Origin of the sequence: Verrucosispora sp. WMMD1129, from assembly GCF_029581255.1 — a bacterium.
In the GTDB taxonomy this organism is placed as follows: Bacteria; Actinomycetota; Actinomycetes; order Mycobacteriales; family Micromonosporaceae; genus Micromonospora; species Micromonospora sediminimaris.
In genome coordinates, this window is record NZ_CP120741.1 from 3312605 (window position 1) to 3331730 (window position 19126).

The 19126-nt window shown below is 70.9% G+C and carries 17 protein-coding genes; 5 read left to right on the plus strand and 12 right to left on the minus strand.

Annotated features, from left to right (window positions below; all coding sequences use genetic code 11):
* Positions 1 to 29: 29 nt before the first annotated feature.
* The gene (locus O7624_RS15410; protein ID WP_282236277.1) at positions 30 to 1904 is read right to left on the minus strand and encodes a S8 family serine peptidase; all 1875 of its coding nucleotides are present in this window, start codon (positions 1902 to 1904) and stop codon (positions 30 to 32) included.
* A gap of 220 nt (positions 1905 to 2124) precedes the next feature.
* Between O7624_RS15410 and O7624_RS15415 the strand changes: the two genes are divergently transcribed.
* Positions 2125 to 2727 (plus strand): hypothetical protein, encoded by a 603-nt coding sequence (locus O7624_RS15415; RefSeq protein WP_282236278.1) that lies wholly within the window; start codon positions 2125 to 2127, stop codon positions 2725 to 2727.
* Here the strand turns inward: O7624_RS15415 and O7624_RS15420 are convergent.
* From O7624_RS15420 to O7624_RS15430, 3 genes are all read right to left on the minus strand, one after another.
* A complete protein-coding gene (locus O7624_RS15420) occupies positions 2692 to 3096 on the minus strand; it encodes a hypothetical protein (protein ID WP_282236279.1) in 405 nt (134 codons plus the stop codon). The genes O7624_RS15415 and O7624_RS15420 overlap by 36 nt on opposite strands.
* Positions 3097 to 3326: 230 nt before the next feature.
* Positions 3327 to 3548 carry a DUF397 domain-containing protein gene (locus tag O7624_RS15425; RefSeq protein WP_093409203.1) on the minus strand — a complete coding sequence of 74 codons (222 nt, stop codon included), beginning with the start codon at positions 3546 to 3548 and terminating at the stop codon, positions 3327 to 3329.
* Positions 3524 to 4399 carry a helix-turn-helix transcriptional regulator gene (locus tag O7624_RS15430; protein ID WP_093409207.1) on the minus strand — a complete coding sequence of 292 codons (876 nt, stop codon included), beginning with the start codon at positions 4397 to 4399 and terminating at the stop codon, positions 3524 to 3526. The genes O7624_RS15425 and O7624_RS15430 overlap by 25 nt, the downstream gene beginning before the upstream one ends.
* A 458-nt stretch (positions 4400 to 4857) precedes the next feature.
* Here O7624_RS15430 and O7624_RS15435 point away from each other — a divergent pair, with 458 nt between their 5' ends.
* Both O7624_RS15435 and O7624_RS15440 read left to right on the plus strand, forming a co-directional pair.
* Entirely contained in the window at positions 4858 to 5145 is a 288-nt protein-coding gene (locus tag O7624_RS15435) for a hypothetical protein (RefSeq protein WP_093409209.1), read from the plus strand.
* A 116-nt stretch (positions 5146 to 5261) separates the two neighbouring features.
* Positions 5262 to 5705, plus strand: a complete 444-nt coding sequence (locus tag O7624_RS15440; protein WP_093409443.1) for a hypothetical protein — start codon at positions 5262 to 5264, stop codon at positions 5703 to 5705.
* A gap of 9 nt (positions 5706 to 5714) precedes the next feature.
* Here the strand turns inward: O7624_RS15440 and O7624_RS15445 are convergent, their stop codons facing one another.
* Together O7624_RS15445 and O7624_RS15450 are read right to left on the minus strand one after the other, a co-directional pair.
* Entirely contained in the window at positions 5715 to 6632 is a 918-nt protein-coding gene (locus tag O7624_RS15445; RefSeq protein WP_282236280.1) for a PASTA domain-containing protein, read from the minus strand.
* Positions 6633 to 6731: 99 nt separating this feature from the next.
* Entirely contained in the window at positions 6732 to 7421 is a 690-nt protein-coding gene (locus O7624_RS15450; RefSeq protein WP_282236281.1) for a PASTA domain-containing protein, read from the minus strand.
* Positions 7422 to 7542: 121 nt separating this feature from the next.
* Here O7624_RS15450 and O7624_RS15455 point away from each other — a divergent pair, with 121 nt between their 5' ends.
* A complete protein-coding gene (locus O7624_RS15455; protein ID WP_282236282.1) occupies positions 7543 to 9081 on the plus strand; it encodes a hypothetical protein in 1539 nt (512 codons plus the stop codon).
* Between the two features lie 73 nt (positions 9082 to 9154).
* Here the strand turns inward: O7624_RS15455 and O7624_RS15460 are convergent, their stop codons facing one another.
* Positions 9155 to 10633, minus strand: coding sequence for a glutamate--cysteine ligase (locus O7624_RS15460; RefSeq protein WP_282236283.1), 1479 nt, complete (start codon positions 10631 to 10633; stop codon positions 9155 to 9157).
* 319 nt (positions 10634 to 10952) lie between these two features.
* On the minus strand, positions 10953 to 11534 hold the full coding sequence (locus O7624_RS15465) for a YceI family protein (RefSeq protein WP_282236284.1): 582 nt from the start codon (positions 11532 to 11534) through the stop codon (positions 10953 to 10955).
* 103 nt (positions 11535 to 11637) lie between these two features.
* On the opposite strand from O7624_RS15465, the gene O7624_RS15470 reads away from it, so the two are divergent.
* Positions 11638 to 12186, plus strand: a complete 549-nt coding sequence (locus O7624_RS15470) for a MarR family transcriptional regulator (protein WP_282236285.1) — start codon at positions 11638 to 11640, stop codon at positions 12184 to 12186.
* Positions 12187 to 12500: 314 nt separating this feature from the next.
* On the opposite strand, the gene O7624_RS15475 is transcribed toward O7624_RS15470, so the two are convergent.
* The 4 genes from O7624_RS15475 to O7624_RS15490 all read right to left on the minus strand — a co-directional run bounded on the left by O7624_RS15475 (position 12501) and on the right by O7624_RS15490 (position 19005).
* On the minus strand, positions 12501 to 14984 hold the full coding sequence (locus O7624_RS15475) for a helix-turn-helix domain-containing protein (protein ID WP_282236286.1): 2484 nt from the start codon (positions 14982 to 14984) through the stop codon (positions 12501 to 12503).
* Positions 14985 to 15153: 169 nt separating this feature from the next.
* Positions 15154 to 16308, minus strand: coding sequence for an acyl-CoA dehydrogenase family protein (locus O7624_RS15480; RefSeq protein WP_282236287.1), 1155 nt, complete (start codon positions 16306 to 16308; stop codon positions 15154 to 15156).
* Between the two features lie 73 nt (positions 16309 to 16381).
* On the minus strand, positions 16382 to 17914 hold the full coding sequence (locus tag O7624_RS15485) for an acyl-CoA carboxylase subunit beta (RefSeq protein WP_282236288.1): 1533 nt from the start codon (positions 17912 to 17914) through the stop codon (positions 16382 to 16384).
* A gap of 179 nt (positions 17915 to 18093) precedes the next feature.
* A complete protein-coding gene (locus O7624_RS15490; RefSeq protein ID WP_282236289.1) occupies positions 18094 to 19005 on the minus strand; it encodes a hydroxymethylglutaryl-CoA lyase in 912 nt (303 codons plus the stop codon).
* Positions 19006 to 19126: the final 121 nt, after the last annotated feature.

Sequence of the window (19126 nt, forward strand, 5' to 3'; positions counted from 1 at the left end):
TACGCCGGGGCCCGTTGCCGTACCGGACGTCAGAGAGTCAGCGTCCAGGTGTTGATGTAGCCGGTGTCACCGCCGTAGACGTCGCGGACCTGGAGACGCCAGGTGCCGTTCGCCGCCTCGCTGGACAGGTTCACCGTGTAGGTGGTGTTCACGTTGTCCGTGCCGTCGAAGATGCTGCTGTTCTTCAGCCGGTAGGACGAACCGTCCGGGGCGAGCAGGTCGATGACCAGGTCGCCGCGGTAGGTGTGCACGATGTTCACCGCGACGGTCGAGCTCGACGAGGCGTTCCGGTTGCAGCCGGAGATGGTGATCGAGCTGGTCACCGCCGAGCCCGAGTCCGGGATCGGCACGTCGCTGCCGTTGGTCCCGGAGCAGCCGCCGCCGCTGCCACCGGTGACCGTCAGCGAGTACGTCGCGCTCCTGGTGCCGGAGGCCGCGGTGCCGGTGACGGTCACGGGGTACGTGCCGGCCGGCGTGCTGGCCGACGTGCTGATGGTCAGCGTGGACGATCCGCCGGAGGTGACGGTGGCCGGGCTGAACGAGGCGGTCGCCCCGGACGGCAGGCCGCTGGCCGAGAGGCTGACCGACTGGGCGGAGCCGTTTGTGGTCGCCGTGGACACGGTGGCGCTCGCCGAGCTACCCGCCGTGACCGAACCGGAGGTCGGCGACACCGAGACCGAGAAGTCGTTGGCCGGCGGCGGGGTGTCACCGTTGACCACGTAGAGCAACCGGTTGGGGGTGCCGCTGCCCACGTTCGAGACCACGTTCGGAGTGGCGTTGTTGACCAGGTAGTCCCGGACCTGCTGGGGCGTCCAGGACGGGTTGGCCGAGAGGACCAGCGCCGCCGCGCCGGCCACGTGGGGCGAGGCCATCGAGGTGCCGCTGATGGTGTTCGTCGCGGTGTTGCTGGTGTGCCAGGCGGAGGTGATGCTCACCCCCGGGGCGAGGATGTCCACGCAGGTGCCGTAGTTGGAGAAGCTGGCAGCGGCGTCGTTGCTCTGGGTGGCACCGACGGTGATCGCCGCTGCGGCCCGGGCCGGCGAGTAGTTGCAGGCGTTCTGCCGCTGGCCGAAAGCGTTGCCGTTGCCGGCGGCCACCGCGTACGTGACACCGGAGTTGATGGAGTTGATGACCGCGTTGTCGACCGAGGTGTTCGCCCCGCCGCCGAGGCTCATGTTGGCCACGGCCGGCTTCACCGCGTTGGCGGTGACCCAGTCGATGCCGGCGATGACACCGGCGTTGGTGCCGCTGCCGGAGCAGTTGAGCACCTTGACCGCCACCAGGCGGGTCGCCTTGGCCACGCCGTACGCCGAGCCACCGACCGTACCCGCCACGTGCGTGCCGTGGCCGTTGCAGTCGGTGTTGTTGGAGTCGACCGTGTTGGTGCCCCAGGTCGCCCGGCCGCCGAAGTCGGAGTGGGTGGTCCGGATGCCGGTGTCGATGACGTACGAGGTCACGTTCGTGGCGGTGTTGGGATAGGTGTACGAGCTGTTGAGCGGCAGGTTCCGCTGGTCGATCCGGTCCAGGCCCCAGGACGGGGGGTTCGTCTGGGTACCCGCGAGAGACACGACGTGGTTCTGTTCGACGTACGCGACAGCGGGGTCCGCCGCGATCCGCGCCGCGGCCCGCGCGCTGACCCGCACCTCGGCGCCCCGGACGGCCGCGCTGTAGGTCCGGGCCGTGGCGCCGCCGTGCCGGCGTAGCAGCCGGTCCACGGAGGAGCCGACGGCCGTACGACTGACTTCGCTGTCCTTGAACACGACGATGTAGCTGTCCTTGACGGCGGTTGCGCCGCCGGCGCTTCGGACGGTGCCGACCGGCTCGGCCGCCATGGCCGGCGTGGCCGCCGCCATCATGGCCAGCGTGGCCAGCCCGACAAGCAGCGATCTCTGTGGAAGAACCATCTTCCTACCTCCCTCCGACCGGCATCGAGCGTCCATCTGCTCGTGGCAGATTGATCGATGAATGCCGATCACGGTGAGGGTAGTCGGATGTGTGCGGACAGTTAAACATGTCGGATCCCCCATAACACTGAAGAGATGGTTCCCCTACGGGGACGAGTACGGGACGAACGGGGGGTGGGCCCGGATTCGACGAGCCCGAATTCGGGCAAGGCTGATGGACATGCAGAGCCATCTCGCCCTCCTGCTTCCGGTCGCGGCCGTCTGGTGGACCGTCGGCTACCTCGCGGACGGGTTGCCCCGCCTGAAGCACGCTCGCGAGCTGCGCCAGCATTCGGGCCGGCTGCTCGCGCTGACGTTGACCGCGCTCGGTCTGACGATGGCTCTGCCGATCGCCGGGCTGGTCACCGTCGGACCGACCCTGGCGGACCGGGCCGCCGACGGGCTGACGCTCGCCGCCGTACCCGCCCTGCTGGTGGCCGGCTGCACCGTGCGCCGGTTACGCCGGTTGTGGGCCGGGGCCGGCGCGCTGGCCGTCGCCGCCGGCACACCGGCCCCGCACGGACTGCGGGCCGCCGCTGCCCACCCGTTGATCGGGCTGCCGTTGCAGGTGACAGGTTTGGCGCTGCTGCCGGCCGTCATCGTGGCGAGCGGCGTCGGCCAGTATCTCGGGCCCTCGGCAACCGGGCCGGCGATCACCATCGCGGCACTGGCCGTCGCTTCGATCGGCGTACGCCACGCGTTGCGGCACAACCGGTTCGCCGAGCGGGCCATGCCCGAGCGGGTGTCGTCACCGCGCCCGACCGCCGGTGCCCTGCACGTATAGCAGTTCCAGGATCGCCCTGGTCGCCTCGAACCAGCGGTCGAGCCAGCCGGGTGGCGGCACGCTGCCCTTCGGTGGCAGCTCCATCAACAGGCCACGCAGCAGCGGATGGTCCACGAGGGAAGCGTCGTCGACCGTCGACCAGCCACCGGCCGGAAAGGACGGCTCGGTCAGCGGATTCGGATCCAGCGACGGCAGGGTGAGCGGCGACGGCGACTCCGTCGCCGCCGGGGTCTCCCGGCTGGCGTGCTCGGTTTCCGCCGACACCACCTCGGTCAGCACGGTGTCCCGCCGGGCCCCGCGATACTTGCCGCCGAACCGTTCCGGCTTTCCCGGTCCGTTGGTGAGGTTCTCCGACCCGATACTCGTCATCCGTCTCGCCTGCCTCGCTCGGTTACCCGCCCTGCCGGGGGGATGTCGACCAGCGCGTACCGAGAGGTACAACGACACGGGCAGGATGTGGCGACGGCAGCCGGCGGAGCACGCGTCTGCGGGCCGCACCGCAGACGCTGTTCGACGCCCGACGCCGGGGCCGGGTCACAACAGCGAATCCCCGCTCGGCCACCGGCCGAACGGGGATTCGTCGTCACCGCCCCCGGGTGTCAGGCCCGAGGGAACGCGCCGTCCCTGGTACTGGCGACGAAAGCGTGCCAGTCACCCGGTGCGAAGACCAGGGCCGGTCCGGCCTTGTCCTTCGAGTCCCGGACGCCGACCGCCCCGGTCACGTACGCCACCTCGACGCAGTTGTCACAGTTCGGCCCGCTCTTCGAGCTCTTGAACCATGTCGCCTGCGCCAGGTTCACGGAGAATCCTTGCGTCGCCACTTCCACAACGGCTCCTCTGCCAGTCTCGCGATGTACTCGACGGACTCCTCCGGACGCTTGGCCGCTGCTCGAATGTGATCGAAGATGAAGCTGTACTTCTGTAGTTCGTCGCTCTTCTCCAGGAAGAGCCCACCCGTGGCGTTCTCCGCGTACACGACATCCGGATCACCGGGTTCGGGGAAGCTGAGGATCGTGAAGGTGCCGTCCATGCCGGCGTGCGCCCCGACCTCGAACGGCAGGACCTGAAGCGTCACGTTCGGCAGCTGTGCCACCTCCACCAACCGGTTGAGCTGGTCACGCATGACCTTGTCCCCGCCCACCGGACGGCTCAACACCGCTTCATCGAGCACCACCCACAGATCGACCGGATCATCCTGGGTCAACAACGACTGACGGCCGAGTCGGACACGCACCCGTTGCTGTACCTGTTCCGGACTGAAGTCGGGGCGGGCCGCACGGATCATCGCGCTGGCGTAGTCCTCGGTCTCCAGCAGCCCCGGCACCACCTGCTGCTCGTACGCGCGAATCGAACTGGCCGCCGCCTCCAGGCCCACGTACGCCCCGACCAGCACCGTGCTGTAGGGATGCCACCAGCCCTTCTGCCGCGCCTCACGGGCGATCTGCACCAGCTCGTCGCTCTCGGCACCGACCACTCCGTAGATCCGGAGCATGTCCCGCACGTCCCGGGGAGTCGCGGTGGTGTGACCTGTCTCGATACGCGAAATCTTGGAAGCCGAGCATTCCAACTGCTCCGCCACGGCCTCTATGGTGATTCCGGCGGCCTCGCGCTGCCGGCGCAGTTCTGCGCCAAGCCGGCGCCGCCGGATGGTCGGGCTGCGCCGCTCGCTCACCGTGCCACCTCTCCGCTTCGACGCGCCGCGCTGACCGCCCGCCCACGGCGCGATTCTTCCGGCGAGCGTTCGCGGCGTGGAGTGTCCCGGTCCTCGGCCGGCCGCGGCGGGCGAAACCGGCTCTCAGTGTGCCGCCCGGGTGGCAGCCCGTTCAAGCGCCGTTTCGCGCGAGCCGCTCACGTATCGGCAAAAGTCGACGTGCAACTTGCATGAAGCACACTCCTCATGCACTCTGTCCGTATGACCCGGGTTACTGAACGTCTCCGATCCGTCTCCACGAGTGATCAACCTCGTGGAGAGGTGGGTCGCCGGGGAGGAGCTTCGCCACCAGCCGCTCCACGCTGACCGACCACGACACCGGCTCCGGTCCCCCGAGACACGACCTCGTCGCTGGAGCCAGCAACCCCCCATCCTCCAGCCGGCACCTTCCCCGCCGGCCGACCATTTCAGGAGCCCATGTGCTTCCCCGCTCCGGTGACGTACTGCACGTGACACGCGCGGCGAGTGTCCAGTTCCTCAGGCCCATCCTGTTCCGGGTGATCCGGGTGCTCGACCGGCCCACCTACGACGGTTGGCTCTGGCTCGAAGGCTACGAGTTGAACGCGGCGGGGGACGCGGTCAACCGTCGGTCGATCTTCGTCCAGCGGGCCGGGCTGCGGCAGGTCCAGGCGGCCCCGCAGCCGCGTCCACACACCGTACGCTCGGCCCGCCGGCCGGCCGTACGGACGCCGGTTCGGGTGCACTGAGCATCACCGACGTCAGGTGAAAAGGATTCGGGGGGCATGCCGCCGACATAGAATCGGTATGCCCACCCCGGCATGTTTCCACCCCGCGCCTCCCGGACCCCGAACATGGGATGGCCATGGTCAACTTGTCCGCGCGGGAGCCACGCCGGTCCCGCATCGCCCACACCTTCGGACTCCTGGCGCTTCTCGGTGCCGTCACCACCCTGGTGGTGCTGGGCCGGGATCCGGCACTGTCGTCCACCCGGCTGGCCGAGCCCGTACCGGCCCCGGAGATCACTGTCGTGGAGAGCGAGCCGGTCGAGCCGGACGTCACCACCGACGACGTCTGGGACGCCTTCGCCCGCGACGGCTTCTTCGACCAGACGGCCGACGACCCGGCGGAGTCCGACGGCGTCTCCGGTCAGCCCTCATACCCGGCTGACCAGAAAGCGCCAGCCAGGGCCACGGGTGGTCACACCCGGGAGGAACTCAGCCGCTCGCTGTTCTGGTCCGGGGTGTTCGGACTGGCGATCTCCCTCGCCGGTCTCGGACTGGTCGGCACCAGACGCCGGATGTGGTGACTCTGGCGGTCACTCCGTGGGGCTCGCCGTGACGGTTGGCTCGGTGGTCGGCTCGCCCGTGCTCGGTTCCGGACTCGGACTGGCCGCGGCGACCACCAGCCGAACCTCATCGCCCACCTCCACCGACTCACCGGCCTGCGGGTCGGTGGCGATGACGGTCCCCTCCGGCTGGTCCGACGGGCGGTACTCCACCCGATAGTCGAGGTCGAGCCCGTCCAGCGCGGCCCGTGCCGCGGCTTCCGGCAGACCCACCAGCGGCGGTACCGGTACCTCGGCCGGCGCGGCGCTCGTGGTCGGTGCCGGTGACGGGGACTCGGTGGTCGGCGACGCCGACGCCGTGGTCGGTGGGGCCTGGGTGGTCGGTGAGGGCGACTCCGGTGCCGGGCCGTCGTCGTTCAGCCCCTGGCCGGCCAGCCAGAACCCACCCCCGATCAGGCCGAGCAGGAGCAGCAGCAGGACGCCCCAGAGGATCGGCAGCCACCACGGTCGGCCCGGCTGCTCGTCGGCGTACCAGTCGCCGCCGGCCAGCTCGCGGTCCACACCCGGCCGAACCGACGGCACCTCCGCGCGCCCCGACCAGGCCACCGACCCGGAACGCTGGTTCGGCGGCAGCGGCGCGGTCGCGTCCGCCGGCTCGGCGACGGCCCGGTCCAGCGGCGCGGTCTCGTCCGGCGTACGCCCCATCGGCGCGGTCTCGTCCGGCGGTCCCGCCGGCTCTACGGTCGCGCGATCCATCGGTGCGGTCTCGTCGGTAGCGCGCCCCATCGGCGCCGTCTCGTCCGGCGCACGCGGCGCGGTCGCGTCCGCCGGCTCGGCGACGGCCCGGTCCAGCGGCGCGGTCTCGTCCGGGTTGTCTCCGGACGGCGGGATCGGACGGGTCCGGTCGTCCGGTTGCCCGTCGGTCAGCTCCTGGCGGTCGTCGCTCACGGCACGTCCTTTCCGCCGACCGGGCGGGCACCAGGCCCCTCGACGGTCAACCTAGCGGTTTCGCCGGTCATCGGTCGGCATCAGCGTGTCGGGTGCGCGTCACGGCGCCGGAGTGTTCGCATCCGCACTCGGCGGCGTGCCGCACCAGATCTGGACCACGTCGTTCCACCTGCCGACCGTGCCGCCCGGCGGTTGCTGCGACGTGACCGTGCCGGAGCGTCCGTTGGGATAGCGGGGAGAGAAGCCGTCGTCGACGAGTTCGTCCCTCGCCTCGTTGCACGTCTCACCGGTCAGGTCGGGCACCTCGTTCGGTGGGGCGGCCCCGGCCACATTGATCTTGACCGTGACACCACGCCGCACCGGTGTCCCCGGAGCCGGGTCGGTGCTTCGTACGCTGGAACTGTCGCCGCTGCCGAAGACGAGTTGCCAGCCCAGGCCCAGGTCCCGCAACTCCTCCCTGGCCTCCTCGAAGTCTGCGCCGACCAGGTCCGGGACGGTGAGTCCGGTTGGCCGCGACGGGCTGGGGCTGTTGCTCGGCGTGGTCGCGGTGTTCGGTGTCGGCCGCTCCCACGGCGGCGAGGTCCGCACCGTTGGGCTGGGGGTGGGAGTGCCGGTGGCGGCGGAGGACACCGGGCCGGGTCTTACCTGATCGCCGGCGAGCACCCAGCCACCGGCGGCACCGATGATCGCGAGCAGGATGGCGGCAGCCCCGCCACCGATGATCATCCTCGTCCGGTCCGGGCCGGTGTCACCGCGCCCCGGCCGCCCGCCCGTGGTCCCGTCCGTCATCCCGCCCACCGCCTCATCACCCACGACCGTAGCGACCGGGGCCAAGCACTGTCCGTAACCGTCGCCGGTAGATGCCACGCACGACTCGCCGCACCGACCACAGGACGTTACGCTGCCCGGCATGGCCAGACAGGGCTGGGGAGGATCGATCGCCACCGCCGCCGGCGTGGCAGCCGGTGCCGGTGCCGCCCAACTGGGCTTCGGATACGGCCTGGGCATTCTCAACTGGGCGCCCCCTGAGGCGACCGCCGGCACGGCGGCCTGGGTGGCGAGCCTGATCTGGGCGACCTGGATCGCGGCTACGTCGACAATCTTCGGTGCGGTCTGCGCCCAACGGCTGCACGACCGTCGCCGGGCCGCATCCCCGTCCGACCCGATGACGGTGGTAGGTGGGCCGCCCGCCGCCGATTCCCCGGCTCCGCCGTCCGGCACCGCAGCGTCGCCCATCTCCGCGACGGCGGGCAGCGGGCCGGCGACGTCCGGCAGCCCGGTTCCGCCCTCCGGTGAACTTCCGGCCGCCACCGTCAAGCAGGACGGTGGCGGACTGTGGGGAATCGCGCTGGCCGTGGCCGCCGGCCTGGGCGCGCTGATCACGGTGTTGCTGGTCGCCGTGCCGGCCCGGGTCGCGGTGGTGCCGGACACGCCGTCCCCCCGCGACATGGCCGCCGGGTACGCGGCGGTCGGCGTACTTATCGGAACGCTCGTGGCGGTCTGGGCGCTGCGTTGTCGCGCCGCCGCCACCAATGTCATCGCCACCGCCGGCTGGCTCTGGCTGCTCGCGGTCATCGCCGTGGTCGACTCGGTGCTCGCCGGTCGCGGGCTCACCACCGCGCAGCTCGGGATCTGGCAACTCAGCTCGGACAACGACCAGTTCTGGATCCGGGACTACTTCTACTGGCCCGGCGCGGTCCTGTCACTCGGTTCAGCACTGGTTATCGGTGCGCTGGCCGCCCGCCGCGGGGTCCGGGCGACCGGGCGGCGGGTCGGTGCCACCGCATCCGGTGCCGCCGGTCCGCTGTTGGTGGCCATCGCCTACTTCCTGGCCGTGCCGAGGCTCACCGCGATCAGCCCGGAACAGGTGTCCGCTCATCTCACCGCCCCGTACGCGGTGATCGTCGGCATCGGCGGGTCGGTCCTGGTGGCGGCGCTGGCCCAGCGATCGGCCCGGCTGGCGGCGCACCGGTCGAGCGGCCCCGACGCGGCCCCGCTGGTGCCCCGGCAGCGAGTCGGTGACTCCGACCGGCACAGGCCCGGGTCCGGGCCGGATGCCGCCACCCAGCCCGCGCCGGACGCCAAGCCGTCCGAGCCGTCCGCGCCGGACGTCGAGCGGTCCGGGGCGGGTGCCCCCCTGTCCCCGGCGGGTGCCACGCGGTCCTCGGCGGCCGCCGACCGGCTCGACCAGCCGGTGGCCGGCGAGGTTCCGGCGACCCGGAAGAAAGCCGCATCGGCGGGAACCCCACCGCGACCGGCAGCGGTCAAGCCAGCGGCGGTCAAGCCGGCAGCACCGCAACCGGCAGCACCGCCCTCGGCAGCGCAGCCGGAAAGGCCGGCGGAGGCGGGTGGGAAATCCGGGTCGTCGCCGTCCGAGGCGTCATTCGGCAGCGAAGAGACACCCGAGAGCGGCAACCGCCGCGGCCGTCCCCGGCAGCGCGGCCGCTAGTCTGGATCTTGGCGCAAAACGGCCCACCGGGAGGGCGATTCCGCACCAAGATCCGGTGAGGTTGCCGCTTCGCTCAGTCGAGCGGCCAGGTGTGCACCGGCTCGTTTGTGTACTGCAACTCCGCGTAGCGCTGGAGCATGTGGTGCAGCGCGGCCCGGCGCTCCAGACCCAGATGCCGCTCGGCGGCCCACACGGTTGCGGTCTGCCAGACCGCTCCGTTGCGTCCGGTACGACAGCGTTGCTCGATGATGCCGAGCAACCGGTCCCGGTCGGCGGCGGCGACGCCGAAGCCGTCGAGGCCGGCGGCGGCGAGCGGCAGCAGTGTGTCGAGCACCAGCGTGGTCACCGGCACATCGCCCAGCCGCGGCCAGTGCAGGACCGCGTCCATGCCGCGGCGGGCAGCCGCGTGGAAGTTCTCCTCGGCCGAGCTGAAGGTGAGCTGGCTCCAGATCGGCCGATCGGCCTCCGCCATGCCCCGGACCAGCCCGAAGTAGAAGGCGGCGTTGGCCAGCATGTCGACCACGGTCGGTCCGGCCGGTAGCACGCGGTTCTCCACCCGCAGGTGCGGACGGCCGTTCATGATGTCGTACACGGGCCGGTTCCACCGGTAGACGGTGCCGTTGTGCAGCCGCAACTCGGCCAGCTCGGGAACGCCGCCGGCATGCAGGACCTCCACCGGGTCCTCGCTCTCGCAGATCGGCAGCAGGGGCGGGAAGTAGCGGACGTTCTCCTCGAACAGGTCGAAGATCGAGGTGATCCACCGCTCGCCGAACCAGACCCGGGGCCGTACGCCCTGGGCCTTCAGCTCGTCCGGCCGGGTGTCGGTGGCCTGCTCGAACAGGGCGATGCGGGTCTCCGCCCAGAGCTGCCGATCGTAGAGGAACGGGGAGTTGGCACCCACCGCCACCTGGGCGGCGGCGATCGCCTGGGAGGCGTTCCAGTAGTCGGCGAAGCTGTCCGGCGCCACCTGGAGGTGGAACTGAAGGCTGGTGCAGGCCGCCTCCGGCGCGATGGAGTCGTTGTGCGTACGCAGTCGCTCGACGCCCCGGATGTCGAGCTCGATGTCCTCGCCCCGGGCTCCGACGATCTGGTCGTTCAGCACCCGGTAACGCTCGTTCGTGGAGAGGTTGTCCGCCACCAGGTGTCGCTCGTTCAACGTGGGCAGGATGCCGACCAGCACGATCCGGGTGTCCGACCGCGAGGCGCGTTCGTTGGCCCGGTCGAGGCTGGCGCAGAGGTCACGCTCGTAGTCGGCGAACCCGGTGCCGGAGATCAGCCTTGGGTTGGCGTTCAGTTCGAGGTTGAACTGTCCGAGCTCGGTCTGGAACAACGGGTCGGCTATCGCGGCGAGGATCTCTTCGTTGCGCATGGCCGGTTCGGCGGCCGGGTCGACCAGGTTGAGCTCGATCTCCAACCCGGTCATCGGCCGGTCGGCGTCGAAGCCGAAGTCGTCCAACATGAGCGCGAACACGTCCAGGCAGCGCCGGACCTTCTGCCGGTACCGGACTCGATCCTCACGGGAGAAGGCGGCTCGATCGACGTCCCTGCCCATGCTTCCTCCCGGCGCGCGACGCCACGGAACGGTGCCGCTCCGCAGCGCACTGTGAACCATACTCGCTGGGAGCGCTGCGCCCAGCCGCCCCGAAGATCGGTCCATTGCCGCAGTCCACCCGTTGTAGCGGCCGATGGCGTCACCCCCCGACCAGGTTGCTAGCTCCCGCTGAAGTAGGTACCCAGTCGCACCGTCGGACCCTTGCTGCACGCGAAGAACAAGTTGTGACAATTCGCACCGGCGTCCGGGTACGAGTGAAGGTCCCCGGACAGCCGACAGGCCCGCGCGGTGCGGGCGCGGGCCTGTCGGAGCGTACGGATCAGGACTGCCGGATGGCCTCGCCCTCGATCTCGATCTTGACCTTCTTGCCGACCAGGACGCCACCGGACTCCAGGGCGACGTTCCAGGTCAGGCCGAAGTCCTCACGGTCGATCTCGGTGGTCGCCGAGAAACCGAAGATGTCCTGGCCGAAGGGGCTGCGGCCGACACCCTCGAACTCGACCTTGAGGTCGACCGGACGGGTCACGTCCTTGATGGTCAACTCGCCGGTCAGGACGAACTCGTTGCCCTCGTGCGACTTCACGCCGGTGCTGCGGTACTCCAGCGTGGCGAACTTCTCCGCGTCGAGGAACTCGGGGCTGCGCAGGTGCGCGTCCCGATCCGCCTGGGCGGTGTTGATGCTGGCGGCCTGGATGGTGGCGGAGACCGTGGACTCCAGCGGATCCTCGGCGATGGTGATGGTGGCGCTCGCGTCAGCGAACTCGCCGCGAACCTTGCTCACCATCATGTGCCGGGCAACGAAGCCGACCCGCTTGTGCGCCACATCCAGCAGGTAGGTGCCGGCCGCCGGGATGGTGAGGCCGTTCCACTCGCGGGTAACCGGCTCGGTGCTGCTGGTCATGAGAGACTGCCCTCCGGGAGATATTGTTTAGTAGCCCAACGTCTGCGTCAGCAACTATAGCCGTGGCAATATTCCTGCTGTCAAGTATTGGTACGATGGTCTGGTGGAAGCGAACACGTTCGACGACCCTCGAATCACGGCCGTCGGCCTGCTCTTCGAGGTGCACGCCGGGCTGGCCGCCCGATTCGCCGCCCAGCTGGAGGAGCACGGCCTGTCATCGGTCGAGTTCGAGGTGCTGACCAGACTCACCCGGTCACCCGCCAACCAGCTGCGGATGACCGATCTCGCCGCCCAGACCTCACTGTCAACCAGCGGCGTGACCCGGGTGGTGGACCGGATGGAACGCGACGGTTTGATCACCCGCCGCGCCTGCCCCTCCGACCGACGAAGCTCGTACGCGGTGGTGACGCCGGCCGGCCTGCGCCGGCTCGACGAGAGCCTGCCCGGGCACCTTCAGCTCATCGAGGACTGGTTCACCGGGCAACTCGACCCGGCTGCGCTGGCCGCCCTGCTCGACGGCCTGCGCCGGGTACGCGACGCCGTACATCCCTGCGCGACCGCCGGCAGCCGTTCCGCCGCACCGGGCGAGCCTCCGGCCGAATGCGACGAGGAGGGCAGGTCACCCGCACCGGGCGGCCACCCGGGCCGCTGAGGGATTCCGCGCGTCGCCTGCGCCGGCGGTTGCCGCCGCCCTCAACCGCCTGGCGGACCCTGGGTGTGCGCGCGAGCAGCCGAGCGTGACGGGACCGGCAGAACCACCGGCAGAACCACCGGTTCAATAGGTGATAGCCCCCCAAACCCGACAGACGGGCCGACTGTGCCTCGCTAGTCTCGCAGCGGCGGGGGCAGCGGGGGGCACCGGCGCGGGCGATGAGCGAGGGGTGGCAACAGGGGGCTTCCTCGCCCGCGCCGACCCCGTCCCCGCCACCGGTGGGCCGGTCGCCGACCGCACCGCCGTCGCCGACCTCACCGCCCCGGTTTCGTCGGGCCGTTCCGGGCCACCGACAGCACGTAGAGCAGTTCCTCCTCGTGCTCCAGCAGCCGGATGCCGCCCTCCCGGCAGGCCACGTCCAGCCGATCGAGCACACTCGCGTCCGAGGTGCTCGCCGCCAAGCCCACCAGAGCCTCCACGACCGTCCGTCGGTCCCGACCGGTCTCGTCCGGCTCCGCTGCGGCCGCGAACCACTCCGCCGCGACCTCCCGGTCCCCACGATGCAGCGCCAGATGCCCCTCGATCAGTGCGCCGGTGCCGTCGAGCGGACGCAGCTCGGCGAGCACCTCGGCGGCCTCGGCCGCCCGACCGTCCTGGGCGAGCGCCAGACCCAGCGTCCCCAGCACCTGTCGCCGACCGCGCGGGGTGCCCAGGTCGCCGAGGGCCGTCAACACCCGGCGAGCCTCGTCGGCCGCGTCGGCGTACCGGCCCGCCAGGCGGAACACCTCCGCGACGGTGCCCCGAGCCAGCACCCGTAGCCGCTGCTCCGCGACCTGGCCACCGAGCCGGTCCACCACCGCCAGCCGGCGGCGAGCCGTGGTCAGGTCACCGAGCCTCATCTCATGCCACGCCAGCTGGTGCTGCGCTACCGCCATCTGGCGGGTCAGGCCGTGCTCGGTGGCCAGGGCCAGCACCGCCTCCGCCTGCTCCCGTGCCTGGCCCGGCCGTCCGGTCGCGGTCAGCAGGACACCGAGGACCGCCCGCGCCTCCAACTCGCCCGGCACGTCACCGAGCCGACGGAACTCCGCCAACGCCGCGCGGGCCGTCGACAGCTCCATTGCGGCGGCGCCGTGCTCGCCGGCGAGCATCGCCACACCGACCGAGGCCCACGCGCGCAGGGCCGGGTCGGCATCGGCGGTACGCGGATCGGCCAGCAGGCGCAGCAGCCACTGCCGGCCGACGACGTCCCGCCCACGTAACCGCCACCACCGGGGCAGGTTCACCGCGAGACGTAACGCGGTCAAGGGGTCGTCGACCGCCGCGTACGCCAACGCGGAGCTGATGTCGCCGGTGACCTCGTCGAGACGGTGCGCAGCGGCACCGGCCCCGGCACCCGTCAGCCCCGACGCGGTCCGCTCCACCAGCCGGGTCACCACCCGAGCGTGCCGACGGCGGATCACCGTCGACTCGCCGGCGCCGGACGCCTGCTCGACGGCGTAGTCCCGGACGGCGTCGACGAACCGGAACCGGAACGAGCCGCCACCTCGTACGCTCAGCAGCCCGAGATCGAGGAAGCGGTTGAGCAGCGGCACCGGATCGACGCCGGTGCCGGCGAGCATCTCCTCGGCCAACTCCACCGACCACCGGTTGCCGAAGGCGGCGAGCTGCCGCAACGCCGCCCGGTCCCCGACGGCGAGCAGCCGGTAACTGGTGGCCACCGCGTCGCGCAGGGTCTCCGCCACCGCCGTGCGGGCATCGTCACCCCGTGGCCGCGTCTCCCAACCGCTGTGCGTGGCGGCAGAGGTGTCCAGATCCAGCACCCGGTCGCCGTACCGGTCGAGCAGTTCGGTGAGATCGAGGAGCCGGCCGCGCGCCGCCATCAGTTCGATCGCCAGCGGCAGCCCGCCCAGCCGGCGTACCAGGGCAGCCAGCGCGGGCAACTCGGCGTCGGCCGGCGGTTCCCGGCGGACCTGAGCCAGTCGCGAGGTGAACAGGGTGACCGCCGGATATCCGACGAGGGTCGCCGGGTCGGTGTCGCCCGGTGGCGGCACCTCCAACGGCGAAACGGGGCGCACCCACTCGCTCGGTAGCCCGACCGGATGTCGGCCGGTGACCAGCACCCGCAGCGACGGCACCGCACCGACGAGCCGCCGCAGCGTGCCGGCCACCGGATCGGGCGCCCGCTCCACCGCGTCCACCAGCAGCAGCGCCCGCCGGTCACCGAGCCGCGCGGCCAACTCGGTGTCCCGGGCCACGCCGAAGACCGTCATGACGGCGGCGTGCACGTCGGCCGCGTCCGACCCGGCGCCGATCAGCACCCCGGCGACACCGCCGGGATGAGTGGGCGCGGCCGCGTGGACCGCCGCCAACGCCAGGGCGGTCTTGCCGACGCCGGCCAACCCCACCAGGCTCACCACCCGGGGACCACGTGGATCGTCCAACAGGGTGGCCAGCTCGGTGATGTCGCGCTCCCGGCCGATCAGTTCCGGTGGCGGCGGCAGGCCCAGCGGCGTACCGACCTCGGGCTGGACGGCCGCCGGGCTGGTGCCCCGGGCGGCGGCCAGAAACGCCGCGCGGGCGGAGCCGGTCAGCCCGAGCGCCCCGGCGAGCAGCTCGACGGTGGTGCGTTGTGGCCGGGTGGAGCGGCCCCGTTCCAGGTCACGGACCGTCCGTACCCCGACGCCGGCACGGGCCGCCAGCTCAGCCTGGGTCGCGCCAGCAGCCTGCCGGTGCGCCCGCAGCAGCTCCGGCAGACCGGCGTGCGGCGGACCGGATTGACGATCATGACCGGGAGCCATGGGCACGGACAATACGGCGCAGGCCCGACATCGGACACGGGATCGTCGGCCACCCGACGATGCCGTGCCGAAACCTGACAACCACCGATCGGCAGCCGACCTGCACCGAACCGGCATCGATGTGCGACGGCCGGCTGGCCGCCCGACGTGTCCGGCCGATCCGGCCGGTTCACATCCCCAGGTCGCGGGCGATGATCATGCGCTGCACCTCGGAGGTACCCTCGCCGATCTCCAGGATCTTGGAGTCCCGCCAAAACCGGGCCACCGGGTACTCGTTCATGAAGCCGTACCCGCCGTGGATCTGCGTCGCCTCCCGGGCGTTGTCCACCGCGATCGTGCTCGCGTGCAGCTTGGCGATCGCCGCCTGCCGCTTGAACGGCTCGCCGGCCAGCATTCGGGCGGCGGCGTCGTAGTAGGCGAGCCGGGCGGTGTACGCCTTCGCCTCCATGTCGGCGATCTTGAACTGGATCGCCTGGTAGTTGCCGATCGGTTGGCCAAAGGCGTGCCGCTCCTTCGCGTACTTGATCGACTCGTCGACACAGCCCTGGGCGAGACCGACGGCCAGCGCGGCAATGGCGATCCGGCCCTCGTCGAGGATGCGCAGGAACTGGGCGAAGCCACGACCCCGCTCGCCGAGCAGGTTCTCCGCCGGCACCCGGCAGTCGTCGAAGTTCAGCTCATGGGTGTCCGAGGCGGTCCAACCGACCTTGGAGTAGCCGGGCGCGACGGTGAAGCCGGGCGTCCCGCTGGGCACGATGATGGAGGACAACTCCTTCGTGCCGTCCGGCCGGGTGCCGGTGACCGCGGTGACGGTGACCAGGGCGGTGATGTCGGTGCCGGAGTTGGTGATGAACGCCTTCGAGCCGTTGATGACCCATTCGCCGGTCGCCTCGTCCAGCACCGCCCGGGTCTCGGTGCCCCCCGCGTCCGAGCCGAAGCCCGGCTCGGTCAGCCCGAACCCGGCCAGCGCCTCGCCGCTGAGCAGCCGGGGCAGCCACCGCGACTTCTGCTCGTCGGTGCCGAACCGGTAGATCGGCATCGCGCCCAACGAGACCGCCGCTTCCAGGGTGATGGCCACGCTGGAGTCGACCCGGGCCAGTTCCTCCAGAGCCAGGCAGAGGGCGAAGTAGTCGCCGCCCATACCACCGTGCTCCTCGGCGAAGGGCAGGCCGAACAGGCCCATCTTGCCCATCTGGCGAATGATCTCGTACGGGAAGGTGTGCTGCTCGTAGTGCTCGGCGATGACCGGCGCGACCACCTCGCGGGCGAAGTCCCGCACGCTGTCGCGAAGCGCCCCGTGCTCCTCGGTGAGCCGGAAGTCCATCGGGTTCCTCCTGTGTGGACGGCCCGCCGGGCGCTCGTGACGCCGGGACGGGATCGTGCTGGTGCCGGACGGCTCAGACCGGGGTGACGCCGTGCCGTCGCCGGGAGAAGTGCCGCTGCTTGCCCCGGGCGGCGGCGAACCGGCGCACCAGTTCGGCACGCAGTTCCTGCGGCTCCACGATCGCGTCGACCACCAGTTCGCTGGCGAGCCGGACGATGTCGATGTCCTGCTCGTACTCCTCGCGGCGGGCGGCGACGAAGGCCGCCCGCTCGGCCTCGTCCTCGATGGCCGCGATCTTGTTGGCGTACACGGCGTTGACCGCGGCCTCCGCACCCATCACCGCGATCTTGGCGGTGGGCAGCGCTATCGTGGCATCCGGCTCGAAGCCCGGCCCGGCCATGGCGTAGAGGCCGGCACCGTACGCCTTGCGCACCACCACACAGATCTTGGGTACGGTCGCCTCGGAGATCGCGGTGATCATCTTTGCGCCGTGCCGGATGATGCCCTGCTTCTCCACCGCACTGCCGACCATGAACCCGGGCACGTCGCTCAGGAACAGCAGCGGCACGTTGAACGCGTCGCAGAGCTGCACGAACCGGGTCGCCTTGTCGGCCGAGTCGACGAAGAGCACCCCGCCCTTGAACATCGAGTTGTTGCCGACCACGCCGACGACCTCGCCGTTCAGTCGGCCGAATCCGATGGTCAACTCCTTGGCCCACAGGGCCTGGATCTCGAAGAAGGAGTCCTCGTCGAGCAGGCCCTTGACGTACCGGCGCATGTCGAACGCCTGCCGCTCGCTCGCCGGCACCAGCGCGGCGAGGTCGGCCTTGGTCGGCGCCTCGACGGCGGGCGCGGTCGGTGGCTGCTGGGTCCAGTTCGCCGGAAGGTACGACAGGTAGCGCTTCACCACGTCGAGCGCATCGGCCTCGGTCTTGCAGAGGAAGTGCCCGACACCGGACTCGGCGCAGTGCACCCGCGCCCCACCCATCGCTTCGAGGGTGGTCTTCTCGCCGGTGACCATCTCGACCATCCGGTCCGATCCCAGGTACATGCTGGCGTTGCCGTCGACCATGGCGACCACGTCGCAGAACGCCGGAATGTACGCTCCGCCGGCCGCGCTGGGCCCGAACAGCGCGCAGACCTGGGGGATCGAGCCGGAGGCGCGGACCTGGTTCCAGAAGATCTTTCCGGCGCCACGACGCCCGGGAAACAGCTCGACCTGGTCGGTGATCCGGGCCCCGGCCGAGTCGACCAGGTAGACCATCGGGACACCGGTGTCGTACGCCCGCTCGATGATCCGGATGATCTTCTCGACGGTGCGGGCACCCCAGCTGCCGGCCTTGACCGTGGAGTCGTTTGCCATCAGGCAGACCTGACGACCGTCGATGGTGGCGGTGCCGGTGACCACGCCGTCGGCGGGCAGTCCCTCGGCGAGCGCGTTGGCGTAGAGGCCGTCCTCGACGAAGCTGCCCTCGTCGACCAGCAGCGCGACCCGCTCCCGGGCGAACAGCTTGCCCTTCGCGGCGTTGGCCGCGTGGTACTTCTCCGCGCCGCCGGCCCGAACCCGCTTGCGCAGCTGCTCCAGCGCCTCACCGTCAACCGTCACCACGGCCCCCAAACCAAGCAACCTGAACGATCGTTAGGCTACCCCACCCACACCCATCCCCGCACCACCCCGAGATCCCCAGCGTTGATCATGAGGTTAGCGGCAGTTCTAGAGATCAACTCTGCCGCTAACCTCATGATCAACCGCCGCTGGGCGGGGGTGGGTGGGTTAGTGCGGGGTCAGGTGGGCAGGGGGGTGAGGCGGGTGCGGGGGCCGGCGCGGAGGACGCCGGAGGGGAGAGTACGAGCGGTCAGGTGCTCGGCCAGCTCGGCGACCTCGATCAGGGCGTCCAGGTCGATCCCGGTGTCGATGCCCATGTCGTGCAGCATGTGCACCGCCTCCTCGGTGGCCAGGTTCCCGCTGGCCCCGGGCGCGTACGGACAGCCACCCAGCCCGCCGACACTGGCGTCGAACTCGGTGACGCCGAGCTCCAGGGCGGTCAGCAGATTGGCCAACGCGGTGCCCCGGGTGTTGTGGAAGTGCAGCAGCACCGGAACGTCGGCGTTGCGATCGCGTACGGCGGTGAGCAGGTCACGGACGCGTCGGGGCGTACCCATGCCGGTGGTGTCGCCGAACGCGACGCGGTCGGCGCCGTCGCGGACCACCCGGTCCACGATGGCGGCCACCCGCGCCGGATCGATGTCGCCCTCGTACGGGCAGCCGAAGCTGGTCGCCACGATCACCTCGGCGCGGGCACCGGCACCGTGCAGCAGGTCGATCAGCTCGGCGATGTCGTCAAGCGACTCGTCGGTGGAACGGTTGACGTTGCGCCGGTTGTGCGTGTCGCTTGCCGAGACGACCACCTCGATCTCGGTGAAGCCGGCGGCGAGGGCGCGCTGCGCGCCGCGCGTGTTCGGCACCAACGCGGAGTAACGCACCCCGTCGACCCGCTGCGCCCGTCGCCACACCTCGTCGGCGTCGGCCATCTGCGGGATCGCCCTGGGGTGCACGAACGAGACCGCCTCGATCCGCCGTACCCCCGTCTGCGAGAGCGCGTCGAGCAGCCGCACCTTGGCGTCGGTGGTGATCGGTGCCTCGTTCTGCAACCCGTCACGTGGCCCGACCTCACGAATGGACACGTAATCCGGCATCTCCACCACCCACCCACCTAGCTGTGACACTCACTGCCTCAACCCTCCCCAGCATGTCACACCCCACCCCGCGTGACCCCGCGTTGATCAAGAAGTTTTGGTCGGCTGCGGGCACGGATCC